The sequence below is a fragment of the Kosakonia sp. R1.Fl genome (genome assembly GCF_023516815.1).
Classification (GTDB): Bacteria; Pseudomonadota; Gammaproteobacteria; order Enterobacterales; family Enterobacteriaceae; genus Kosakonia.
Window position 1 is genome coordinate 4,842,373 of the sequence record NZ_JAMGSQ010000001.1, and the last position, 16,292, is coordinate 4,858,664.

The 16,292-nt window shown below is 53.4% G+C and carries 18 protein-coding genes, 5 tRNA genes and 1 other RNA gene; 5 read left to right on the forward strand and 19 right to left on the reverse strand.

Translation table 11 applies throughout. The annotated features are described in order from the left end of the window. The 3 genes from galK to gpmA all read left to right on the forward strand — a co-directional run bounded on the left by galK (position 1) and on the right by gpmA (position 3,143). Entirely contained in the window at positions 1-1,149 is a 1,149-nt protein-coding gene (gene galK, locus M8Q36_RS22955) for a galactokinase (protein WP_249882505.1), read from the forward strand. Continuing rightward, positions 1,143-2,183, forward strand: coding sequence for a galactose-1-epimerase (gene galM / locus M8Q36_RS22960; protein WP_249882506.1), 1,041 nt, complete (start codon positions 1,143-1,145; stop codon positions 2,181-2,183). The genes galK and galM overlap by 7 nt, the downstream gene beginning before the upstream one ends. A gap of 207 nt (positions 2,184-2,390) precedes the next feature. Further along, positions 2,391-3,143 (forward strand): 2,3-diphosphoglycerate-dependent phosphoglycerate mutase, encoded by a 753-nt coding sequence (gpmA, locus tag M8Q36_RS22965; protein ID WP_017455962.1) that lies wholly within the window; start codon positions 2,391-2,393, stop codon positions 3,141-3,143. A 56-nt stretch (positions 3,144-3,199) separates the two neighbouring features. On the opposite strand, the gene aroG is transcribed toward gpmA, so the two are convergent. After that, complete coding sequence (gene aroG, locus M8Q36_RS22970; RefSeq protein WP_249882507.1) at positions 3,200-4,252, reverse strand: 3-deoxy-7-phosphoheptulonate synthase AroG; 1,053 nt, start codon at positions 4,250-4,252, stop codon at positions 3,200-3,202. Positions 4,253-4,570: 318 nt separating this feature from the next. On the opposite strand from aroG, the gene M8Q36_RS22975 reads away from it, so the two are divergent. Both M8Q36_RS22975 and zitB read left to right on the forward strand, forming a co-directional pair. Next, the gene (locus M8Q36_RS22975; protein ID WP_249882840.1) at positions 4,571-4,948 is read left to right on the forward strand and encodes a protein YbgS; all 378 of its coding nucleotides are present in this window, start codon (positions 4,571-4,573) and stop codon (positions 4,946-4,948) included. A gap of 127 nt (positions 4,949-5,075) precedes the next feature. Beyond that, positions 5,076-6,008 (forward strand): CDF family zinc transporter ZitB, encoded by a 933-nt coding sequence (gene zitB / locus M8Q36_RS22980; RefSeq protein ID WP_249882508.1) that lies wholly within the window; start codon positions 5,076-5,078, stop codon positions 6,006-6,008. Here the strand turns inward: zitB and pnuC are convergent. From pnuC to cydB, 18 genes are all read right to left on the reverse strand, one after another. Beyond that, positions 6,005-6,724 (reverse strand): nicotinamide riboside transporter PnuC, encoded by a 720-nt coding sequence (gene pnuC, locus M8Q36_RS22985; RefSeq protein ID WP_249882509.1) that lies wholly within the window; start codon positions 6,722-6,724, stop codon positions 6,005-6,007. The genes zitB and pnuC overlap by 4 nt on opposite strands. A 38-nt stretch (positions 6,725-6,762) precedes the next feature. Further along, positions 6,763-7,806, reverse strand: coding sequence for a quinolinate synthase NadA (nadA, locus tag M8Q36_RS22990; protein WP_249882841.1), 1,044 nt, complete (start codon positions 7,804-7,806; stop codon positions 6,763-6,765). Positions 7,807-7,983: 177 nt separating this feature from the next. Beyond that, positions 7,984-8,119: non-coding RNA, RtT sRNA (locus M8Q36_RS22995), on the reverse strand. Positions 8,120-8,213: 94 nt separating this feature from the next. Beyond that, a tRNA-Lys gene (locus tag M8Q36_RS23000) sits at positions 8,214-8,289 on the reverse strand. 49 nt (positions 8,290-8,338) lie between these two features. After that, a tRNA-Lys gene (locus M8Q36_RS23005) sits at positions 8,339-8,414 on the reverse strand. Positions 8,415-8,552: 138 nt separating this feature from the next. Continuing rightward, positions 8,553-8,628, reverse strand: a tRNA-Lys gene (locus M8Q36_RS23010). A gap of 3 nt (positions 8,629-8,631) precedes the next feature. Continuing rightward, positions 8,632-8,707: transfer RNA gene (locus M8Q36_RS23015), tRNA-Val, on the reverse strand. A 26-nt stretch (positions 8,708-8,733) separates the two neighbouring features. After that, a tRNA-Lys gene (locus M8Q36_RS23020) sits at positions 8,734-8,809 on the reverse strand. A gap of 163 nt (positions 8,810-8,972) precedes the next feature. Continuing rightward, positions 8,973-9,779, reverse strand: a complete 807-nt coding sequence (cpoB, locus tag M8Q36_RS23025) for a cell division protein CpoB (protein WP_020457066.1) — start codon at positions 9,777-9,779, stop codon at positions 8,973-8,975. Positions 9,780-9,788: 9 nt separating this feature from the next. Next, positions 9,789-10,301, reverse strand: a complete 513-nt coding sequence (gene pal / locus M8Q36_RS23030) for a peptidoglycan-associated lipoprotein Pal (RefSeq protein ID WP_017455955.1) — start codon at positions 10,299-10,301, stop codon at positions 9,789-9,791. 33 nt (positions 10,302-10,334) lie between these two features. Further along, on the reverse strand, positions 10,335-11,627 hold the full coding sequence (gene tolB, locus M8Q36_RS23035) for a Tol-Pal system beta propeller repeat protein TolB (RefSeq protein ID WP_017455954.1): 1,293 nt from the start codon (positions 11,625-11,627) through the stop codon (positions 10,335-10,337). 131 nt (positions 11,628-11,758) lie between these two features. Next, the gene (gene tolA / locus M8Q36_RS23040) at positions 11,759-13,006 is read right to left on the reverse strand and encodes a cell envelope integrity protein TolA (protein ID WP_249882510.1); all 1,248 of its coding nucleotides are present in this window, start codon (positions 13,004-13,006) and stop codon (positions 11,759-11,761) included. Positions 13,007-13,045: 39 nt separating this feature from the next. Beyond that, on the reverse strand, positions 13,046-13,474 hold the full coding sequence (gene tolR, locus M8Q36_RS23045; protein WP_017455952.1) for a colicin uptake protein TolR: 429 nt from the start codon (positions 13,472-13,474) through the stop codon (positions 13,046-13,048). 3 nt (positions 13,475-13,477) lie between these two features. Next, a complete protein-coding gene (tolQ, locus tag M8Q36_RS23050) occupies positions 13,478-14,170 on the reverse strand; it encodes a Tol-Pal system protein TolQ (RefSeq protein WP_017455951.1) in 693 nt (230 codons plus the stop codon). Then, complete coding sequence (gene ybgC, locus M8Q36_RS23055; protein ID WP_017455950.1) at positions 14,167-14,571, reverse strand: tol-pal system-associated acyl-CoA thioesterase; 405 nt, start codon at positions 14,569-14,571, stop codon at positions 14,167-14,169. Before ybgC ends, tolQ begins: the two co-directional genes overlap by 4 nt. Positions 14,572-14,719: 148 nt before the next feature. Further along, positions 14,720-15,013 carry a cyd operon protein YbgE gene (gene ybgE / locus M8Q36_RS23060; protein WP_249882511.1) on the reverse strand — a complete coding sequence of 98 codons (294 nt, stop codon included), beginning with the start codon at positions 15,011-15,013 and terminating at the stop codon, positions 14,720-14,722. Further along, complete coding sequence (gene cydX, locus M8Q36_RS23065) at positions 15,013-15,126, reverse strand: cytochrome bd-I oxidase subunit CydX (protein WP_004100325.1); 114 nt, start codon at positions 15,124-15,126, stop codon at positions 15,013-15,015. The genes ybgE and cydX overlap by 1 nt, the downstream gene beginning before the upstream one ends. Positions 15,127-15,140: 14 nt before the next feature. Continuing rightward, the gene (gene cydB, locus M8Q36_RS23070; protein ID WP_017455948.1) at positions 15,141-16,280 is read right to left on the reverse strand and encodes a cytochrome d ubiquinol oxidase subunit II; all 1,140 of its coding nucleotides are present in this window, start codon (positions 16,278-16,280) and stop codon (positions 15,141-15,143) included. Positions 16,281-16,292: the final 12 nt, after the last annotated feature.

Below are 16,292 nucleotides of genomic sequence, written 5' to 3' on the forward strand. Positions count from 1 at the left end.
ATGAGTCTGAAAGAGAACACACAATCCCTTTTTGCTGAAAAATTCGGCTACCCTGCCACCCACACCATTCAGGCACCGGGTCGCGTGAACCTGATTGGCGAACATACCGACTATAACGACGGTTTTGTTCTGCCGTGCGCCATTGATTACCAGACGGTGATCAGCTGCGCACCACGTACTGACCGCATCGTTCGGGTGATTGCCGCCGATTATGACAACCAGAGCGATGAGTTCTCGCTGGATGCGCCAATTGTGACCCACGACAGCCAGCAGTGGTCGAACTACGTGCGCGGCGTGGTAAAACACCTGCAAAAACGCGATGCCAGTTTTGGCGGCGCGGATCTGGTCATCAGCGGCAATGTGCCGCAGGGCGCAGGCCTGAGCTCTTCTGCCTCGCTGGAAGTGGCGGTCGGTACGGTGTTCCAGCAGCTTTATCATCTGCCGCTGGATGGCGCGCAAATTGCCCTCAATGGTCAGGAAGCGGAAAACCAGTTTGTCGGCTGTAACTGCGGCATCATGGATCAGCTTATCTCGGCGCTGGGCAAAAAGGGCAGCGCGCTGCTGATCGATTGCCGTTCGCTTGGCACCAAAGCGGTGTCGATGCCGGAAGGTGTGGCGATCGTCATCATTAACAGTAACTTTAAACGCACCCTGGTTGGCAGTGAGTACAACACGCGCCGCGAGCAGTGTGAAACCGGCGCGCGCTTCTTCCAGCAAAAAGCGCTGCGCGATGTCAGCATCGATCAGTTCAATGCGGTGGCGCATGAGCTGGATCCGCTGGTTGCCAAACGCGTACGCCATGTGCTGACCGAAAACACCCGTACCGTGGAAGCCGCGGCTGCGCTGGAGAAAGGCGATCTGCAACGCATGGGCGTGCTGATGGCAGAATCTCACGCGTCGATGCGTGATGATTTTGAAATTACCGTCCCGCAGATTGATACGTTGGTTGAGATTGTCAAAGCAACCATCGGTGACCAGGGCGGCGTACGTATGACCGGCGGCGGTTTCGGCGGCTGTGTTGTCGCACTGGTACCGGAAGCACTGGTACCGGCGGTGAAACAGGCAGTAGAAAGCCAGTACGAAGCCAAAACCGGTATCAAAGAAACCTTCTATGTTTGCAAACCTTCACAGGGAGCAGGACAGTGCTAAACGAAGCTTCTGCAGCAGCCCCGGACGGGCTGCCCTTTCGCCTGATCACCCTGCGCAATAGCGCCGGGATGGTGGTGACATTGATGGACTGGGGCGCGACGCTGTTATCCGCGCGTGTGCCGTTAAAAGATGGTTCCGTGCGTGAAGCGCTGCTGGGCTGCGCCACACCGGAACACTACCTGCAACAAACAGCGTATCTCGGCGCGTCGGTCGGCCGTTACGCCAACCGTATTGCCAAAAGCCGCTTCACGCTGGATGGCCACACCTATACGTTGACGCCAAGCCAGGGTGAAAACCAGCTGCATGGCGGCCCGGAAGGGTTCGATAAACGGCGCTGGTTGATAGAGCGGCAAAATGATAACGAAGTGGTCTTTGTTCTGAATTCAGCGGATGGCGACCAGGGATTCCCGGGTAACGTTCATACCCGGGCGCATTTCCGCCTCGGCGACGATAACCGGCTCGCCATTGAATACCGGGCAACAACTGACAAACCGTGCCCGATCAACCTGACTAACCACGCTTATTTTAACCTTGATGGTGAGCAGTCGGATGTTCGCAACCACACGTTGCAACTGCTCGCGGATGCTTATCTGCCGGTGGATGAGATGGGCATTCCGACAGACGGGTTAAAAGACGTTGAGCGGACCAGTTTTGATTTCCGTACCCCGAAAACCGTGGCGCAGGATTTTCTGGCTGAGGACGATCAGCTCGTGGTGAAAGGTTACGACCATGCGTTTTTATTGCAGGCAAAAGGCGACGTCAGTCAGCCCGCCGCGCAGTTGTGGTCGGCGGACAAACAGCTGCAAATGACGGTGTATACCAGCGCGCCTGCGCTCCAGTTCTATTCCGGTAATTATCTGGAAGGAACGCCTGCGCGCGGCGGCAAAACCTATGACGCGTGGCAGGGCCTGGCGCTGGAGAGCGAGTTTTTGCCCGACAGCCCGAACCGTCCTGATTTCCCGCAGCCGGACTGCTTCTTACTGCCTGGCGACGTTTATGTCAGCCTGACGGAATACCACTTTATTGCGCAGTAATCCCCCCGCCCTCCTGCCGGAGGGCTTTTTTTACCCGTTTTGCTGAAATATGCGCCACTTATCGACAAAACCATAACCCCTGATTCACAAGCACCTTACACTCGGCGGCTATTTTCGCTATGGTTATGGGTAACCGTTGCCGGGAGCACCTTCACGGCAATATAATGAGAATTGTTATCATTCAATCAGGCTCACAGGAGTAAGTGTATGGCTGTTACTAAGCTGGTTCTGGTTCGTCATGGCGAAAGCCAGTGGAACAACGAAAACCGCTTCACCGGTTGGTACGATGTTGATCTGTCCGAAAAAGGCGTTGGCGAAGCAAAAGCGGCAGGCAAACTGCTGAAAGAGGAAGGCTACACCTTCGATTTTGCTTATACCTCTGTGCTGAAACGTGCCATCCATACGCTGTGGAACGTGCTGGACGAGCTGGATCAGGCGTGGTTACCGGTAGAGAAAAGCTGGAAACTCAACGAGCGTCATTACGGTGCGCTGCAGGGTCTGAACAAAGCTGAAACCGCTGAAAAATACGGTGACGAGCAAGTTAAACAGTGGCGTCGTGGCTTTGCTGTTACACCGCCGGCGCTGACCAAAGATGACGAACGTTTTCCGGGTCACGATCCGCGCTACGCGAAACTGACCGATGCCGAGCTGCCACAGACCGAAAGCCTGGCGCTGACCATCGATCGCGTGATCCCTTACTGGAACGACACCATTCTGCCGCGCCTGAAAAGCGGTGAGCGCGTGATCATCGCCGCTCACGGTAACTCCCTGCGCGCGCTGGTGAAATACCTCGATAACATGAGCGAAGAAGAGATCCTCGAACTGAACATCCCGACTGGCGTACCGCTGGTTTACGAGTTCGACGAAAACTTCAAACCGTTGAAACACTACTACCTGGGTAACGCAGACGAGATCGCTGCGAAAGCTGCTGCGGTAGCAAACCAGGGTAAAGCGAAGTAAGTTTTCGCCGATAAAAAAAGCGTGGAAAATTCCACGCTTTTTTATTTGTGCAACCGTTAACTGCGTCGCGCTTTCACTGCCGCCGCGAGCTGGCGCAAAATAGTTTCGGTATCGTCCCAGCCGATGCAGGCGTCGGTAACGCTTTTACCGTACACCAGCGGTTCACCGCTCTCCAGGCTCTGGTTGCCTTCCACCAGATGGCTTTCAATCATCACACCGATAATGGCTTTTTCACCGCTTGCGATCTGCTGGCACACATCCGCGCCCACTTCCATTTGCTTCTTGAACTGTTTGCTGGAGTTAGCATGACTGAAGTCAATCATCACCTGCGGCTCCAGGCCAGCTTTCTGCAGACCCACTTTTACTTCCGCGACATGTTTCGCGCTGTAGTTTGGCTCTTTACCGCCGCGCAGAATGATGTGGCAATCACCGTTACCGGCGGTGTTTACAATGGCGGAGTGACCCCATTTGGTGACGGACAAGAAGCAGTGCGGCGCACCTGCAGCGTTAATCGCGTCAATGGCGACTTTAATGGTGCCATCGGTGCCGTTTTTGAATCCCACCGGGCATGAGAGGCCGGAAGCCAGCTCGCGATGCACCTGCGATTCCGTCGTACGCGCGCCAATCGCTCCCCAGCTCATCAGATCGGCCATGTATTGTGGGGTGATCATATCGAGGAACTCCCCCGCCGCCGGTAAACCGCTGTCATTAATTTCCAGCAGCAGCTTACGCGCAATACGCAAACCGTCGTTAATCTGGAAACTGTTATCCATGTGCGGATCGTTAATCAGCCCTTTCCAGCCCACTGTGGTACGCGGTTTTTCGAAGTAAACGCGCATAACGATTTCTAAATCGTCTTTTAACGCTTCACGCAAAGCCAGCAGGCGCGAAGCATACTCTTTCGCCGCCGCAGGATCGTGAATGGAGCACGGACCAATAACCACCAGCAGACGATCGTCATTTCCGCGCAGGATCTTATGAATCGCTTTGCGGGCATGCGAGACCGTATTGGCGGCGGTTTCAGTGGCGGGGAATTTTTCAAGGAGTGCTACAGGAGGTAATAACTCATTGATCTCTCTGATACGTAAATCGTCGTTCTGATAATTCATGTTCGTTCCAGTCTGGCCATACTTTTTTTGATGAATGCAATCTTTCCAATCTATCTCGTCGGCGCCGAAGTGTAAACGCGATTTTACACTTCGACCGGATAATTCCTGGAATACGGTCAAATCGCGTTAAAAAGTAGCGAGCGGTGATATCAGCGCTACACTTTTTAACTGTTAACACTTCTATTTTTCATTTTATCGCTATTCTATGCTGCCATACAGCGCATGAATGGTATCTTTAACCACTGAGCGTGATAGTTCGTTCGCGCTGCTTTTACCGGCCCCAACGGCGGTAAAAACGACCGGAACAGGAGCATCATGATGAAAATGAATAAATTAGCGACACTTTTACTGACGACGACGCTGACTTTCGCAGGGGGCGCAGCCTACGCGGCCGACGCAGCCTCTTCTACCGACAGTAACGGTGATGCCAATGCCGCAGCGGCTGCAGGCCAACCAGCACCGGACGCCAAACAGAATGTTGCGCCAAACAATGTGGATAACAGCCAGATCAACAGTGGTAGCATGAATACCAACTCGACCTCTCAACACAGCGCTAAGCAGCATATGAGCAAAGATAAGGTGCATAAAAACACTATGTGTAAAGATGGTCGCTGCCCGGATGTGAACAAAAAGGTTGAAACCGAAAGCGGTAACAACCATAGCGTCGATAAGAAAACCGACGGCACAACCCAGTAAAATCCGGTGCATTAATCATCAGGGAGAGCTTCGGCTCTCCTTACTTTTTTCTCTCCCGTCTCCCCCGCAAACTGAAAAATCTGTAATGATGTAAGGCGTTAAAATAATTACAAGGAACGACCCGCCCATGGCGCATTCACACTCGCACACTCCCGCTGATGCCAACGCCCGCCGCCTGCTGCTAGCGTTTATCGTTACTGCCGTTTTTATGGTTATCGAAGTGGTCGGCGGCCTGGTTTCCGGATCGCTGGCGCTGCTGGCCGATGCCGGCCATATGCTGACGGACGCCGCCGCGCTGCTTTTTGCGTTATTAGCGGTTTACTTTGCGCGCCAGCCACCCAGCGCTCACCGTACGTTTGGCTGGCTGCGTTTGACCACGCTTGCAGCATTCATCAATGCGCTGGCACTGGTGCTGATTACCGTGTGGATTGTCTGGGAAGCGATTCAGCGTTTCACACATCCGCAGCCCGTTGCAGGCTTAACCATGATGGTGATTGCGATTGCCGGGCTTGTGGCCAACGTGCTGGCATTCTGGTTACTGCACCGGGGAAGCGAGGAGAAGAACCTGAACGTCCGCGCCGCCGCACTGCATGTGCTGGGTGACTTACTCGGTTCTGTGGGTGCCATCGCTGCGGCACTGGTGATTTTGTTCACCGGCTGGACGCCGATTGACCCGATACTTTCAGTGCTGGTTTCCGCGCTGGTGTTACGCAGCGCCTGGCGGCTAATGAAAGAGAGCGTTAACGAGTTGTTGGAAGGTGCGCCGGGCTCGATGGATATTGGCGCGTTGCAGCGCCATCTGCGACGCGCTATCCCGGAGGTGCGTGATGTTCACCACGTGCATGTCTGGCTGGTCGGTGAAAAACCGCTCATGACGTTGCATGTGCAGGTGATCCCACCGCGCGACCATGACAAGCTACTGGGCGAGATCCACCACTTTCTGGCACATCATTATGAGATTGATCATGCGACGGTGCAGATGGAGTACCAGCCCTGTAGCGGGCCAGACTGCCATCTGGGCGAGACGCAGCCTGAGCACCACCATTCACACTCGCATTAATGCGAAAGCGCGTGAGAACCCCGCTCACGCGCGCTGTTAATCCACATTCTGCTGCCGTTAAGAGCGATAAAGGTCAGGAGCAGATACTCCAGCGACATCGCCCAGACACCCTGCAGCGCGAAAATCACCACGCTTATCACGTTAATCACCACCCATAGCAGCCAGTTCTCAACGTATTTGCGCGTCATCAGGATCATCGCCACGATGGAGAGCACCATCATGCAGGAGTCCCAGAACGGGAACGCATCGGGCTGCAATTGCGGCATGACCACATTCAGCCCTAAGGTTTGCATGACGGCCACGGCAATTTTCGTCAGGAATGCAAAGACCGGATCGATAAAGAAAGTCATCAAACCAATCGCCACCACGCATACCGCCAGCCAGCTCATCGCTTTGGGTAACGGTAGCCAGCGGATTTGTAATTCAGCTTCATTCTGCGAGGTTTGCCGTGACCAGGCATACCAGCCATAAATGTTGGCGGCAAAGAAAAACAGCTGCAGCAGTAAGCTGGCATACAGCTGGATCTGGAAGAAAATAATCGCAAACAGCGTCACGTTGATCAGACCAAACGCGTAATTACTGAGCTTCTCAAGGCTGGCGAGCCAGATGCACAATAAACCGGCCAGTGTGCCTGTGGCTTCAATCCATGAAAGATCGTACCCACCGGTGCCAATCGGGATATGCACCAGGATGTTCTGCGTACTAAAAAAATCCATTCTTTCCCCACAGCGTATTGCTACGCATTGATTATTCACTAAGAACGTAGTGTAGCCGCAAAATCGAGCATACGGTTAAGCGGCAGCAGCGCGCCTTCACGCAGCGCGGCATCAACGTGGATTTCATGCTCCGCGCCACCATTTTCCAGGCTTTCAGCGATAGCTTTCAGACCGTTCATCGCCATCCATGGGCAATGCGCGCAACTGCGGCATGTCGCTCCCTCACCTGCGGTTGGCGCTTCCAGTAACTCTTTTTCCGGCACGGCCTGCTGCATTTTGTAAAAGATACCGCGATCGGTCGCGACGATAAGTTGCTTATTCGGCAGTGTTTTTGCCGCAGCGATAAGCTGGCTGGTTGAACCGACTGCATCTGCAAGATTTACGACTGACTGCGGCGATTCAGGATGCACGAGGATGGCAGCATCAGGATAGAGCGCTTTCATGCGCGTCAGAGCTTGCGTTTTGAATTCATCATGCACGATGCACGCGCCCTGCCAGCACAGCACATCCGCGCCGGTCTGTTTTTGTACATAATTACCGAGATGGCGATCCGGAGCCCAGATAATTTTCTCGCCAAGGCTGTCGAGATGCTCAATTAACTCTACCGCGATGCTTGAGGTCACAACCCAGTCGGCACGCGCTTTCACGGCAGCAGAGGTGTTGGCGTAAACCACCACGGTGCGATCCGGGTGCGCATCGCAAAAGGCGCTGAACTCTTCAACCGGACAGCCGAGATCAAGCGAGCATTCCGCATGCAAAGTCGGCATCAGGATGGTTTTTTCCGGGCTGAGGATTTTGGCGGTTTCCCCCATAAAACGTACGCCAGCCACTAGCAGCGTTGAGGCGGAATGTCTGGCACCGAAACGCGCCATCTCCAGCGAATCAGAGATACAACCGCCGGTCTCCTCCGTCAGTTGCTGAATTTCCGGGTCGGTATAGTAGTGTGCAACCATCACCGCATCTCGCTCTTTGAGCAAGCGCTTGATTTTCTCGCGGTAAAACTGCTTCTCATGCAGGTTTAGCGGTGCGGGTTTAGGCGGGAACGGATAGATTGCGGTTTCAGGATCAAACATTACGCTCATCATGCTTACTCGTTTTGCTTGCTTAACTTAATTACCAGAACAACGCAAATACGTGACGTCATTAGCGCACCGGTGTTTTATATACTAAACAAGATAGCTGATTAGAAAAAAAATGTCGTGGAGAATTTTTGTGGAATAGCAGAAAGCAAAAAAGCGCCGCCAGCGCCATTTTTACATTGGTGGGTCGTGCAGGATGACTCGCTTTACTCGCCCTTCGGGTCGTCGCCACAGGCGGCTCCGTTGTCTCACTACGTTCGACCCGAACCTGCTGCAGAGTTACTCGTCTCATCCTGAGACTCGCCCTGCGGGCCAACGCTACGCGTTGTTCAAAATTGTTCCCGACAATTTTGTCGAATCTTTGAATATCGCAGAAAGCAAAAAAGCGCCTTTAGGGCGCTTTTTTACATTGGTGGGTCGTGCAGGATTCGAACCTGCGACCAATTGATTAAAAGTCAACTGCTCTACCAACTGAGCTAACGACCCCTTTCGGGATTGTTCTTCGAAGTTAACCGGCGCCAATATGATGTTAAATTGGTGGGTCGTGCAGGATTCGAACCTGCGACCAATTGATTAAAAGTCAACTGCTCTACCAACTGAGCTAACGACCCATACGGGTAGCGACTTCGAAGATAATTTTATCTGTGACCACATTACGTGGCTGATCGCGCAGGATGGCTCGCTTTTAGCCGGACGCTGCTGATGCAACGTTATCCTTCACGTTTAACACCATTGGATGGATGTTAAATTGGTGGGTCGTGCAGGATTCGAACCTGCGACCAATTGATTAAAAGTCAACTGCTCTACCAACTGAGCTAACGACCCGAGTGGTGGGTGATGACGGGATCGAACCGCCGACCCCCTCCTTGTAAGGGAGGTGCTCTCCCAGCTGAGCTAATCACCCGATACTGCGCTGGATACTGCTTTACGTGGTGGGTCGTGCAGGATTCGAACCTGCGACCAATTGATTAAAAGTCAACTGCTCTACCAACTGAGCTAACGACCCACTTTTGCGCTGCTTCTGGTTGTGTGATATCCCTTGGCAACGGCGGCATATATTACTGATTTAAGAATTGAGCGCAACAACAATTTCGATGAATATCACTTAACTGCTTATGATTCATGCGACAAGACCAGAAAAAGCTCGATTTCTGGTCATGTGCTATGCATTACATCGAACCAAGACGTTTTTGCGCTTGTTTCGCGCCTTCGGTGCCAGGGTATTTACTGACCACCTGCTGGTAAACCGCCTTCGCTTTTGCTGTATCCCCTTTGTCTTGCATAATCACGCCGACCTTGTACATAGCGTCTGGCGCTTTAGGCGACTTCGGGAAATTTTTCACCACTGAAGCGAAGTAATAAGCAGCATCGTCTTTTTTGCCCTTGTTGTAATTCAACTGACCGAGCCAATAGTTGGCATTCGGTATGTAGGTTGAATCAGGGTATTTTTTGACGAAATTCTGGAAAGCAGCGATAGCTTCATCCTGGTGGGATTTATCCTGCACCAGCGCAACCGCAGCATTGTAATCGGTATTGGCATCACCACTTTGTACGGGCGCGCCAGTGTTTGCCGCCCCCGTGTTGGCACCAGAATCCGCTGCCGGAGCCTGCGTTGCCGCACCGCTCTGATCGCCGGACGTCTGCTGCGTCTGCCCCGCCGCACCGCCACTGCTAAGATTGCCTATCTGCTGCAAAATTTGCTGTTGGCGTTCAACCACCTGGTTCAGTTGATACTGATTTTCCTGGATTTGCCCACGAAGCGTATCAATATCGGCCTGATTATCGGAGAGTTGTTGCTGGAGTTGAGTTAAAAGCTGGCTGTGAGCATTGGAAATACGCTCGAGTTGAGTGACACGGTCTTCGACCGAGCCTGAGCCGACACTACTGATTGGCGCCTGAGCATTAGCGGCCCAGGGGGCCGCTATGCCAACCAGTAACGACAGACTCAACAGATGATGTCTGAAGTTACTGCTCATGCAATTCTCTTAGTAAACCAGTACGGCGCGACGGTTTTTAGCGTAAGCCGCTTCGTCGTGACCCAGTACTGCAGGTTTTTCTTTACCGTAAGAAACGATGGAGATCTGGTCAGCGGAAACGCCTTTACCCTGCAGGTACATTTTAACGGCGTTAGCACGACGTTCGCCCAGGGAGATGTTGTATTCCGGAGTACCACGTTCGTCAGCGTGACCTTCTACGGTGACTTTGTAGGACGGGTTGCTACGCAGGAAGTTAGCGTGAGCATCCAGCATCGCTGCGAAGTCAGAACGGATGTCATATTTGTCCAGATCGAAGTAAACAATGTTGTTCTGCTGCAGCTGTTGCATTTGCAGACGCGCTTGTTCTTCGGAGGACATGTTGCCACTACCGTTCATGCCAGTGCCAGCACCCATCATGCCTTCGCCGCTCTGGTCGCTTGCATTCTTGTGAGAAGAACATGCAGCGATCGCCATTACAGGCAGAGCCAGCATCAGGCCTTTCAGCACTTTATTCAGTTGCATTTCTTTGATTCCTTTATAATCAATTATTTATTATTACAGATACGGTGACCAGGCAGGGAATTTAACCTGTCCATCAGTCGCCGGAATACGCGCTTTGAAACGCCCATCTGTAGAAACCAGATTCAGCACGGATCCCATCCCCTGAGAAGAGCTGTAGATTACCATTGTGCCGTTAGGTGCCAGACTTGGCGTTTCATCCAGGAACGTTGACGTCAGAACCTGTACGCCACCCGCTTCCAGATCTTGTTTAGCGATGTGCTGCTGACCACCGTCAGAGCTAACCATCACCATAAATTTGCCGTCGCTGCTGATATCTGCGTCCTGGTTCTGCGAACCCTGCCAGGAGATACGCTGTGCTGCGCCGCCATTAATGCCCACTTTATAAACCTGCGGACGCCCAGCCTGGTCAGAGGTGAAAGCCAGAGTCTGGCTATCCGGGAACCAGGTCGGTTCCGTGTTGTTGCTGCGGCCATCGGTGACCTGGCGGATCTGACCAGAACCGATGTCCATGACGTAAATGTTCAGGCTACCGGTTTTCGACAGTGCGAACGCCAGTTTAGAGCCATCCGGTGAGAACGCCGGCGCGCCGTTGTGACGCGGGAACGAAGCAACCTGACGAACACTGCCGTTAGCCAGTGTCTGGATAACCAGTGCAGAACGACCGCTCTCAAACGTCACGTACGCCAGTTTAGAGCCATCTGGTGACCATGCCGGAGACATCAACGGCTGCGGAGATTTATGCACCAGGAACTGGTTGTAACCGTCATAGTCGGAAACGCGCAATTCATACGGGAACTGGCTGTTAGCCGTCTGCACAACATAAGCGATACGGGTACGGAACGCGCCTTTAATGCCGGTCAGTTTCTGGAATACTTCGTCACTGGCAGCGTGAGCGGCGTAACGCAGCCACTGTTTGTTCACTTTAAAGGAATTTTGCGCCAGTACGGTTCCCGGTGCGCCACCGGTATCCACCAGCTGATAAGCGACATTGTAGCTGCCGTCAGGATTCGGGGTCACCTGGCCGACAACCACCGCGTCAATACCCAGTGCTGACCACGCGGCTGGCTGCACTTCCTGAGCGCTGCCAGGCTGCTGCGGCAGACGTGAACGGTCGAGTGGATTGAATTTGCCGCTGTTGCGCAGATCCGCAGCAACGATACCGCCAGCATCCTCAGGCGCAGCGCCAGGGCCACCCCACTGGAAAGGCACGACGCCGATCGGGCGTGCCGAGTCCACCCCCTGGGTGATCTCGATACGTACTTCTGCGTGCAGCACAGCTGCCCACAGCATCAGAAAACCAAATGCAACACGTAATGCCTGCTTCATCATATCTCCCTTATCCGGGCGGAAAACCCGCGATAATTTAGCAGAATTTTAACAAACTCAATAGACAAAACTACCCGCGTCAGGACAGCCTCTGCACGATCTCCCCCGCAGATTGCGAGGGAAAGTGTACCTTAAGGTTTAAAGTCCAGTGGCGCATTTTTGAACACTTCATATACAGCCTGGCTTGGCGGTTTCGGCATTTTTGCCTGTCGCGCTGCAGCAAGCGCAGCCTGGCAAAGGGCCGGATCGCCACCTTCCGACTGAATATCTAACAGCATACCGTCTGGCGCCAGTTTGACACGTAACGTACAGGTTTTCCCCGCATAGGAGGAGGCGTCATAGAAGCGGCTTTCTATAGCCGATTTAATCTGCCCTGCATAGTTATTAATGTCTGCACCGGACGCGCCGTTGTTCTTAGTGTTACCAGAACCGGCGGGAGCTGCATTATTCCCTTTCGCTCCACCACCCGTTTTCGGTGCATTCTTACCGGAGCTTAAATCGCCAAACAGATCGTCAACGCCTGCGGCATCAGCTTTCTCCGCAGCGGCTTTCTTGGCTGCCGCGGCCTTCTCTGCAGCCGCTTTTTTATCGGCAGCTGCTTTTGCTGCTGCAGCTTTTTTCTCGGCGGCGGCTTTTTCTGCTGCAGCCTTCTCAGCAGCCGCTTTCTCCGCGGCGGCGGCTTTCTCCGCTGCCGCTTTTTCGGCGGCAGCTTGTTTAGCCGCTTCAGCCTGCGCTTTTTTCGCGGCTTCGGCCTCGGCTTTTTTCTTCGCATCAGCAGCTGCTTTCGCCGCTTCCGCTTCGGCTTTTTTCTGTGCGTCTGCGGCAGCTTTCGCGGCTTCGGCTTCCGCTTTTTTCTTCGCGTCGGCAGCCGCTTTCTTCGCAGCTTCTTCTGCTGCTTTTGCCTGCGCGTCAGCTTTTGCTTTTGCGTCAGCTGCGGCTTTCGCGGCCGCCTCTTCAGCTTGTTTCTGCTGCTGTTGAGCCTGTTTCGCCGCCTCTTCCGCTTTTTTCTGCTGCTCAGCCTGTTCGCGCGCCGCTTCCTGCGCTTGTAAACGCTCCTGCTCCAGCTGTTTTAAATGCTCCTGCTCGGCAGCCTGCTTTTCACGCAGCTCTTCCGCTTGCTGTTGCGCCTGTTTTTCACGCTGCTCTTTGGCGCGCTGCGCACTGGCTTGCTGCTGCTGCTGGCGGTTGTAATTTTCCACCACAGCGCCCGGATCGACCATCACCGCATCAATCGCAGAGCCACCGCCACCGCCTGAAGAAGCATCAATATGCTCATCAAACGAGCTCCAGATCAGCAGCGCCACAAGAATTACGTGTAGCACAGCCGAAATGATTATTGCTCGCTTAAGCTTGTCGTTTTGTACGGTTGCCTTTGACACTCTCGGTTCCCAAAAACTGTCCGCCTGTTAAGCCGGTGATCAGATAGGCTGCGTCATCAAGCCGACTGATTTCACACCCGCGCTATGTAACAGGTTCAGCGCTTTAATGATTTCATCGTACGGCACATCTTTCGCCCCGCCGATTAAGAACACGGTTTTCGGATTGGATTGCAGGCGACGCTGCGCCTCCGCAATCACCTGCTCCGGCGGCAGTTGATCCATACGATCTTTTTCCACCACCACGCTGTACTGTCCGACACCGGAAACCTCAATAATGACCGGAGGATCGTCATTGGTACTGACGGTTTGCGACTGTGTCGCATCCGGCAGATCAACCTCTACGCTTTGCGTAATGATCGGTGCCGTCGCCATAAAGATCAGCAGCAGCACCAGCAACACGTCCAGCAACGGTACGATGTTGATTTCAGACTTAAGGTCACGACGGCCCCGTCCACGCGATCTGGCCATGGCTTACTCCTTGTTGCTATCGCTGCTGGCAAATGCCTGGCGATGCAGAATAGCCGTGAACTCTTCCATAAAGTTGTCGTAATTCAGTTCCAGTTTGTTCACGCGCTGGTTCAGTCGGTTATAAGCCATAACCGCTGGAATGGCAGCAAACAGACCGATAGCTGTTGCGATCAACGCTTCGGCGATACCTGGCGCAACCATTTGCAACGTCGCCTGCTTCACCGCGCCCAGCGCGATAAAGGCGTGCATGATCCCCCATACCGTACCGAACAGGCCGATATACGGGCTGATAGAACCGACGGTACCAAGGAAAGGAATATGGTTTTCCAGCGTTTCCAGTTCGCGGTTCATCGAAATACGCATCGCTCTCGATGCCCCTTCAACAATCGCTTCTGGCGCGTGGCTGTTAGCGCGGTGCAGGCGGGCAAACTCTTTGAAACCGCTATAAAAGATTTGTTCCGAACCGCTTAGATTATCGCGGCGTCCCTGGCTTTCCTGATACAAACGAGACAGTTCGATGCCGGACCAAAACTTGTCTTCGAAGGCTTCCGCTTCGCGCCCTGCTGCGTTGAGGATGCGCGTTCTCTGGATGATGATTGCCCAGGATGCGATAGAAAAACCAATCAAAATCAACATGATAAGTTTGACCAGAAGGCTAGCCTTCAGGAACAAATCAAGGATGTTCATGTCAGTCACTGCTTAAACTCCGCGACAATAGACTTGGGAAGCGCACGAGGCTTCATTAAGAGTGGATCAACACAGACAATCAGCACTTCAGCTTCGTTCAGCACTTTATTCTCTGCATTGACAATCCGCTGCGAGAAAACCATCGAGGTTCCGCGCATTGATGTAACTTCCGTTTGGACTTCGAGCATGTCGTCGAGTCTGGCGGGTGCAAAATACTCCAGCGTCATTTTGCGTACCACGAATGCAACGCGCTCAGCCAACAAAACCTGTTGGCTAAAGTGATGGTGGCGCAGCATCTCAGTGCGGGCTCTTTCATAAAAAGCAACGTAGCTGGCGTGGTAAACCATGCCACCGGCATCGGTATCTTCGTAATAGACCCGAACCGGCCATCGAAACAGCGTTGTATTCACTTTACATCCCGGTAATGCAAAAAAAGTTAGAGCTTTTAAACTTCGCTACTATACGCGCGGGCAAGATGCTTTGGAATGGGTTGAGGTAAACGGAGAGTAAAAATTTATGGGCTTTTGCAAGCCCATGAGGATAGCGGATATTTCTTATTCAAAAGAAGAAAAAAACAAGCCCCGCAAGCATGACCAGAAAAGCGACTGGCGGGCAGAAAAACCCCTTCCAGTGAAGCGCGCGCGGGCGAAAGCCGACACCGTGAACTACACCGGCACACACCGCCCACATTAATAACAGCCCGTGCCAAATCTCCAGCTCGCTGGTTTTGGCCGCGAAACGGGAGGGATCCCAGAAGATACAACCCGCCAGCAGTAATGCCATGATTAAGGAAAGGGCCCTTAACGGGCCCTTGTCCATTACCGCATAGAGTTTTGCGATAATTTTTTCCATCAGTGTTCTTCTTTCCCGGCTTTGGTCGCTTCAACATGTTCCAGCGCCAGCGCGGTAATCACTCCGAAAGCACAGGCAAGAAGCGTTCCTAAAATCCATGCGAAATACCACATATTCTGCTCCTTACTTAGTACATAGAGTGGGTATTGCTTTCAATGTGCTCTTTAGTAATGCGACCGAACATTTTCCAGTAACACCAGGTGGTGTACAGCAGAATAATCGGCACAAAAACCAACGCCACATAGGTCATCAGGTTCAGCGTCAACTGAGTCGATGTTGCATCCCACATGGTCAGGCTTGCTTTCAGCATAGTGCTTGACGGCATGATGAACGGGAACATCGCGATACCAGCAGTCAGGATGATGCACGCCAGCGTCAGTGAAGAGAACACGAACGCCCACGCGGCTTTATCCAGACGCGCCGTCAGCACGGTCAGCAGTGGCAACACTACGCCCAGCGCCGGCACCAGCCACAGCACAGGCATGTTGTTGAAGTTAGTCAGCCAGGCACCCGCCTGAACCGCTACTTCTTTAGTCAACGGGTTAGACGCAGCATGATGATCCATAACGGAAGTCACCACGTAGCCATCGATACCGTAAACCACCCACACGCCCGCCAGTGCGAAGCAAACCAGCGTAACCAATGCAGCAATCTGCACCGTGGCGCGAGCACGCAGATGCAGTTCGCCAACGGTACGCATTTGCAGGTACGTCGCGCCCTGAGTCAGGATCATCGCAACGCTCACCACGCCGGCCAACAGACCAAACGGGTTCAGCAACTGGAAGAAGTTACCGGTGTAGAACAGGCGCATATCATTATCGAGATGGAACGGCACACCCTGCAGCAAGTTGCCGAATGCCACACCAATCACCAACGGCGGAACAAAGCTGCCGATGAAGATGCCCCAGTCCCACATGCCGCGCCAGCGCATATCTTCAATCTTCGAACGGTAGTCAAAACCAACCGGACGGAAGAACAGGGAAGCCAGCACCAGAATCATCGCCACATAAAAACCGGAGAACGCGGCAGCGTAAACCATCGGCCAAGCGGCAAACAGCGCGCCACCAGCGGTGATCAGCCAAACCTGGTTACCGTCCCAGTGCGGCGCGATGGAGTTAATCATCACGCGGCGTTCGGTGTCGCTACGACCCAGCACGCGGGTCAGCATACCCACGCCCATGTCGAAGCCGTCGGTGACCGCAAAACCAATCAGCAGAATGCCAACCAGCAGCCACCAGATAAAACGTAATATTTCATAATCAATCATTTGACGACTCCT

Bases quoted from the DNA above. Each gene is read 5' to 3' on its own strand.
- galK (WP_249882505.1), top strand. From the start codon at position 1: ATGAGTCTGAAAGAGAACACACAATCCCTTTTTGCTGAAAAATTCGGC.
- gpmA (WP_017455962.1), top strand. From the start codon at position 2,391: ATGGCTGTTACTAAGCTGGTTCTGGTTCGTCATGGCGAAAGCCAGTGG.
- aroG (WP_249882507.1), bottom strand. From the start codon at position 4,252: ATGAATTATCAGAACGACGATTTACGTATCAGAGAGATCAATGAGTTA.
- M8Q36_RS22975 (WP_249882840.1), top strand. From the start codon at position 4,571: ATGAAAATGAATAAATTAGCGACACTTTTACTGACGACGACGCTGACT.
- zitB (WP_249882508.1), top strand. From the start codon at position 5,076: ATGGCGCATTCACACTCGCACACTCCCGCTGATGCCAACGCCCGCCGC.
- pnuC (WP_249882509.1), bottom strand. From the start codon at position 6,724: ATGGATTTTTTTAGTACGCAGAACATCCTGGTGCATATCCCGATTGGC.
- nadA (WP_249882841.1), bottom strand. From the start codon at position 7,806: ATGAGCGTAATGTTTGATCCTGAAACCGCAATCTATCCGTTCCCGCCT.
- cpoB (WP_020457066.1), bottom strand. From the start codon at position 9,779: ATGAGCAGTAACTTCAGACATCATCTGTTGAGTCTGTCGTTACTGGTT.
- pal (WP_017455955.1), bottom strand. From the start codon at position 10,301: ATGCAACTGAATAAAGTGCTGAAAGGCCTGATGCTGGCTCTGCCTGTA.
- tolB (WP_017455954.1), bottom strand. From the start codon at position 11,627: ATGAAGCAGGCATTACGTGTTGCATTTGGTTTTCTGATGCTGTGGGCA.
- tolR (WP_017455952.1), bottom strand. From the start codon at position 13,474: ATGGCCAGATCGCGTGGACGGGGCCGTCGTGACCTTAAGTCTGAAATC.
- ybgE (WP_249882511.1), bottom strand. From the start codon at position 15,013: ATGGAAAAAATTATCGCAAAACTCTATGCGGTAATGGACAAGGGCCCG.
- cydX (WP_004100325.1), bottom strand. From the start codon at position 15,126: ATGTGGTATTTCGCATGGATTTTAGGAACGCTTCTTGCCTGTGCTTTC.
- cydB (WP_017455948.1), bottom strand. From the start codon at position 16,280: ATGATTGATTATGAAATATTACGTTTTATCTGGTGGCTGCTGGTTGGC.